3 protein-coding genes and 2 pseudogenes are annotated in these 5,465 nt (G+C 71.0%); all 5 read left to right on the top strand.

The annotated features are described in order from the left end of the window. Window positions 1–171: pseudogene (locus tag ACWEQL_RS40580) on the top strand (roadblock/LC7 domain-containing protein); the annotation flags it as partial. 161 nt (window positions 172–332) lie between these two features. Beyond that, window positions 333–971 (top strand): DUF742 domain-containing protein, encoded by a 639-nt coding sequence (locus tag ACWEQL_RS40575; protein WP_452156340.1) that lies wholly within the window; start codon window positions 333–335, stop codon window positions 969–971. Beyond that, entirely contained in the window at window positions 952–1,536 is a 585-nt protein-coding gene (locus ACWEQL_RS40570; protein ID WP_452156338.1) for a GTP-binding protein, read from the top strand. Before ACWEQL_RS40575 ends, ACWEQL_RS40570 begins: the two co-directional genes overlap by 20 nt. Before the next feature lie 681 nt (window positions 1,537–2,217). Then, window positions 2,218–5,364 carry a nitrate- and nitrite sensing domain-containing protein gene (locus tag ACWEQL_RS40565; RefSeq protein WP_452156336.1) on the top strand — a complete coding sequence of 1,049 codons (3,147 nt, stop codon included), beginning with the start codon at window positions 2,218–2,220 and terminating at the stop codon, window positions 5,362–5,364. 10 nt (window positions 5,365–5,374) lie between these two features. Then, window positions 5,375–5,465, top strand: a pseudogene (locus ACWEQL_RS40560) (roadblock/LC7 domain-containing protein); the annotation flags it as partial.

Genomic DNA, 5,465 nt, shown 5'->3' with positions numbered 1-5,465 from the left:
GGCTTCCTGTTCCTGATGGCGGTCAGCGACGGATCCGCGCTCGCCGTGCTCGCCTCCCCGGACTCCGACATCGGTCTCGTCGGATACGAGATGGCGCTGCTCGTCGACCGCGCCGGCGCCGTCCTCACCCCCGCGCTCCGCGCAGAACTCCAGGGCAGTCTCCTGCACTGACGGTTCGTCGGATACCGTCCTGGTATTCGAAGCACCTCCGCGTCCGTCCCGGGCCCGCTTCGGCGGGCTCGGGTTCGGACGTTGTACGGCCTTCGCACCACCGGCTGGGGACCAGTGCCCGAGCTCGCACCGCACCGCCGCACCCTGTGAGGAGAGGAACCGTGACACCGCCCGACGATCGCAGCGGCCAGTACGGCAATCCGTACCCCGGCACGGGCCATGACGCCTTCGGCGCCCCCGGCGTCGTCGGCCACGGTCCGCAGTACGGCCAGCCCTACGCCCAGCAGCACCCGTACGGCCAGCCGTACCCGCAGGATCAGTACGGCCAGTACGGCCAGCCTCAGCCCTCGTTCGACGCCCCCGCGCCCGGCTACCCGACGCCGGCCGCGGAACCGGAGCCGGCCGCTCACCCCGTCCGGCGGCCCGGGCACGTCGAGGAGTACGACGACGAGGAGGACTCGGGTCCGCTGATCCGGCCGTTCGCGATGACCGGCGGACGCACCCGGCCGAGGTACGAGCTCGCCCTGGAGGCGCTGGTCTCGGCCGACGTCGATCCGCAGCGTCTGGCCACCCTGCTCCCCGAGCACCAGCGGATCTGCACCCTGTGCACCGAGGTGAAGTCCGTCGCCGAGGTGTCGGCCCTGCTCTCCATCCCCCTGGGAGTGGCCCGCATCCTCGTGGCCGACCTGGCCGAAGCCGGCCTGGTCGCCATCCACCAGCCCGCTTCCGGGGGCGAAACCGGAAACCAGCCCGACGTCACGCTGCTCGAAAGGGTCCTCAGTGGACTTCGCAAGCTCTAACGCGGCCGCCCCCACCCGCGCCACCACCTCCGCGAAGATCGTCGTCGCCGGCGGCTTCGGCGTCGGCAAGACCACGCTCGTCGGCGCCGTCTCCGAGATCAACCCCCTGCGCACCGAGGCCGTCATGACCTCGGCCTCCGCCGGCATCGACGACATCAGCCAGGTCTCCGGCAAGACGACCACCACCGTCGCCATGGACTTCGGCCGCATCACCCTCGACGAGGACCTGATCCTCTACCTCTTCGGCACCCCCGGACAGGACCGCTTCTGGTTCATGTGGGACGACCTCGTCCGAGGAGCCATCGGAGCCGTCGTCCTCGTCGACACCCGACGCCTCGCCGACTGCTTCCCCGCCCTCGACTACTTCGAGAACAGCGGACTCCCCTTCGTCGTCGCCCTCAACGGCTTCGACGGACACCAGCCCCACACCGGCGACGAGGTCCGCGAAGCCCTCCAGCTCGGCGCCGACACCCCCGTCATCACCCTCGACGCCCGACGCCGGGACAGCGCCAAGAGCGCCCTCATCACCCTCGTCGAGCACGCCCTCCTCGCCAGGCTCCGCTGAGCCCGACGGGAAGGGACGAGTCGAGCCGGTCACCCGGCCGCCCGCCATCGCGGCGGGTGGCCGGGCGCGCCTGTCTTCGGGGCCGCTCCGGGGGCCCGGTGACCTGCGGGTGTCGTGCGGGCACCGAGCGCAAGGCCCGGGCATAAGCGGTGGATAACAGTTCGGTAGGCATTTGGTGATCATCAGTGACAACGGGTGACCAATTAGCGTCACTCAGCGCAACCGGAGCACATTTTTAGACCTAGATGGCAGCAAATGTCCGAATTTGCACCGCCCCCGAGCCCCCGGGACAGCTGTTTGTCCCCCATCCCTGCACGTGCTGAAATTCCAGCTACCCCTAAATCCTGTACGGCAGTCCCACCCAGCAGCGGGCAGCTGCCAGGGGTAGCGCTGGATTGATCCATGGCCGCCAGTCGGCCGAGAGGTTGTTGTCGAGTGAGGCGTAAGCAGCAAGTCGCCCCGCAGCGGCGCCCCGAGCCCCGCCAGAGCGAGCCGAACGGTACCGCAACGGACCAGTCCGGATTCTCCGCGTTCACCCCCACCGAGGAACGCCCTCCGGCACCCCCGGCCGCGCAGCCGCCGGTCCCGCCGAAGGCGCGCCGCGGCGGTGCCGCGGAGCCCGAGGCGAACCGGACCGCCGCCGGCAGCAGGTACGACTTCCTCCGGCCCCGGAACTGGCGCGTGCCCACGCGTCTGATCGCGATCCTGCTGATCCCGGTCATCGTCGCCCTGGTCTTCGGTGGTCTGCGCGTCAACACGTCCTACGACGGCTTCGTCAAGGCCGACCGCGCCGAGAAGACGGCGAAGCTGGCCCAGGCGGCCACCGAGCTCGCCGAGGCGCTGGAGAACGAGCGCGACAAGACCCTGATACCCCTGCTCACCAAGCAGGACCCCAACGGTGAGGTCGCCAAGCAGCGGACCATCACCGACAACGCGCTCAAGGCCTACCGCGCGGCCTACAAGGAGACGGACGGCCGCGGCGAGCTCAAGGCCCGCGACACCGCCTTCAGCCTCCTCGTCGCGTTCCTGCCCCACCTGCGCGAGAACGCCTACGGCAAGGACCTCTTCGCCACCGCGACCGCGTCCGCGTACTCCGTGATGCTCGCGCCGCTGCTGGCGTACGACAACTCGGTCGGTCTCGGCAGCTCCAGCGTCACCAGCAAGGGCCGCGCGATCTACGCCATCTCGCTGGCCAAGGCCTCCGCGTCGACCCAGCGCGCGCTCATGCTGCACCTGCTGGTCGGCATCTCGGCCGGCACCACCAGCCGGCACGAGAACACCGACATGATCCAGTCGCTGCTGGTGTCGCAGAAGCTGGAGCAGGTCTCCGTCTCGGAGTTCAACACCGGTAGCGCCCCCGAGGACCAGCTGGTCTACGCCAACGCCCTGGTCGCCCAGGCCACGGCCGAGCAGCGCGCCGCGTACCGCATGCCCAACGGCAGCGCGCCCACCATGCAGGGCCTGCTCGCCATCGGTGCCGCGTACCAGCAGGCCGCCGCCGACGGCCAGACCAAGGGCAAGGACGCCGCGGACCGGGCCTACAAGGAGGCCAAGGACGCGGGTCTGACCCCCGAGAACTGGAACCAGGCCACCAGCACCCACATCGCGAGCCTGCGCTCCACCGAAGTCGCGCTCCTGAACGACGTCGTGAAGGAGGCCGCCGACCTCAAGGACAACGCGTTCTGGGACATGTGGCTCAACTCCATCATCGTCCTGGTCGCGCTGATCCTGGCCGGCATCCTGACCGGCTTCACCGCCCGCTCGATGATCCTCGGCATGCGCACGCTCAACAGCGCCGCGCTGGAGATCGCCAACAGCCGTCTGCCCGAGCTGGTCGAGAAGCTCTCCAAGACCGACCCGGACCGGGTGGACACCGCGGTCGCCCCGATCCCCCTGCACGGCAAGGACGAGATCGGCGAGGTCGCCCGCGCGTTCGACCAGGTCCACCGGCAGGCGGTCGCGCTCGCCGCCGAGCAGGCCCTGCTCCGAGGGAACGTCAACGCGATCTTCACCAACCTGTCGCGCCGCAGCCAGGGCCTCATCCAGCGCCAGCTGGCGCTGATCACCGACCTGGAGAACAACGAGGCCGACCCGGACCAGCTGGAGAACCTCTTCAAGCTGGACCACCTGGCCACCCGTATGCGCCGCAACGGTGAGAACCTCCTCGTCCTCGCGGGCGAGGAGGCCGGCCGCCGCTGGAACACCCCGGTCCCGCTGGTCGACGTGCTCCGCGCCGCCGCGTCCGAGGTGGAGCAGTACGAGCGCGTCGAGCTCGCCGGCATCCCCGAGGTCGAGGTCGTCGGCGCCGCCGTGACCGACCTCGTCCACCTCCTCGCCGAGCTGCTGGAGAACGCCACCACGTTCTCCAGCCCGCAGACCCGGGTGCTGGTCAACGCCACCCGCCTGCCGGACGGCCGGGTGCTGGTCGAGATCCACGACAAGGGCATCGGCCTCACCGCCGAGGACTTCGCCGAGATCAACGAGAAGCTGGCCGAGCCGCCCACGGTCGACGCCACCATCTCCCGCCGCATGGGCCTCTTCGTGGTCGGCCGGCTGTCCCAGCGGCACGACGTCCGCGTCCAGCTCCGCCCGTCCGGCGAGTCCGCCGGCACCACCTCGCTGGTGATGATCCCGCCGTTCCTGACCCAGCTGGGCGCGACGCCGGAGCCGGAGGAGGAGTTCACGGTCTCCCGGATCTTCTCCGACCAGGAGCCCCCGATGGCCGAGTGGGCCGCCGAGGTCCAGGGCCGCGGCCGCAGTGCCGCCGAGCTCGGCTTCGACGACCACCTGACCGGCAACGGCAGCGCCGGCTCCAGCGGCTTCAGCCCGGCGCTGGAGGCCATGCAGCGCTCCCAGCGCCTCGACCAGGCCCGCCGCGCGGCCCTGGAGGCCGGCCCCGGCGGCGACGCCGAGGGCGTGGTCGATGCCGAAATCGAGGAGACCCCGCAGCAGGGCGGCTACGACGAGGGCCAGTACGGCTACCAGGACGACCAGTACGGCCAGTACGACCAGCAGCAGGGCGGCTACGAGCAGTCCTACGACGGCCAGTACGCCCAGCAGTACGACCAGCAGGGCTACGGCGACGGCCAGTACGGCTACCAGGACGACCAGTACGGCCGGTACGACCAGCAGCAGGGCGGCTACGAGCAGTCCTACGACGGCCAGTACGGCTACCAGGACGACCAGTACGGCCAGGCGGCCGAGGAGGCCCCCGCGGGCCACCCGTACAGCCCCGAGCCGCCCGCCCTGCCGACCGCCGAGGCCGGCCCGACGCTCGCCTCCGGACTGCCGCAGCGCCGTCCGGGCCAGCAGCTGGCCGGCGGCGGTGCCGCGGCCGCCCCCGCGGGCGGCGGCCAGGGCGGCAACGACGGCCTCAACTGGTTCACCGGCGCCAAGGACACCTCGGCGCCCACCGAGCCCCGCGGCCACGAGGTGTCGGCGCTGGGCGGCTACGGCCCGACCGGCCCGACCGGCTCGCCCAACGCGAGCTGGCAGTCCGCCAACGACGGTGACTGGCAGCGCGCCGAGCAGCTGCGCGAGCCCTCCTCCGGCGGCACCACGCAGGCCGGCCTGCCGCGCCGCGTCCCCAAGCAGAATCTGGTGGCCGGCAACGCCAAGCCCACCCCGCAGGACGGGCCGCAGGTCTCCCGCAGCCCGGAGGAGGTCCGTGGCCGCCTCACCAACCTGCGCCGCGGTGTCGAGCAGGGCCGCAGCGCCGGCAACACCGGAAGTTTCCGGATCGACCCCGATCAGGTAGACCAGTCCGGCAACGGACAGCAGAACCGCAGCACCGATCTCTTCGGCGGCTCGAACCACCAGGAGCGTTGAGTTGAGTCAGATGAGCCAGGCCGCACAGAACCTGAACTGGCTGATCACCAATTTCGTGGACAACACCCCCGGGGTGTCGCACACGGTGGTGGTCTCCGCGG

It is taken from the genome of Kitasatospora sp. NPDC004240 (assembly GCF_053603215.1).
This window is presented reverse-complemented; position numbering and strand designations above follow the sequence as displayed.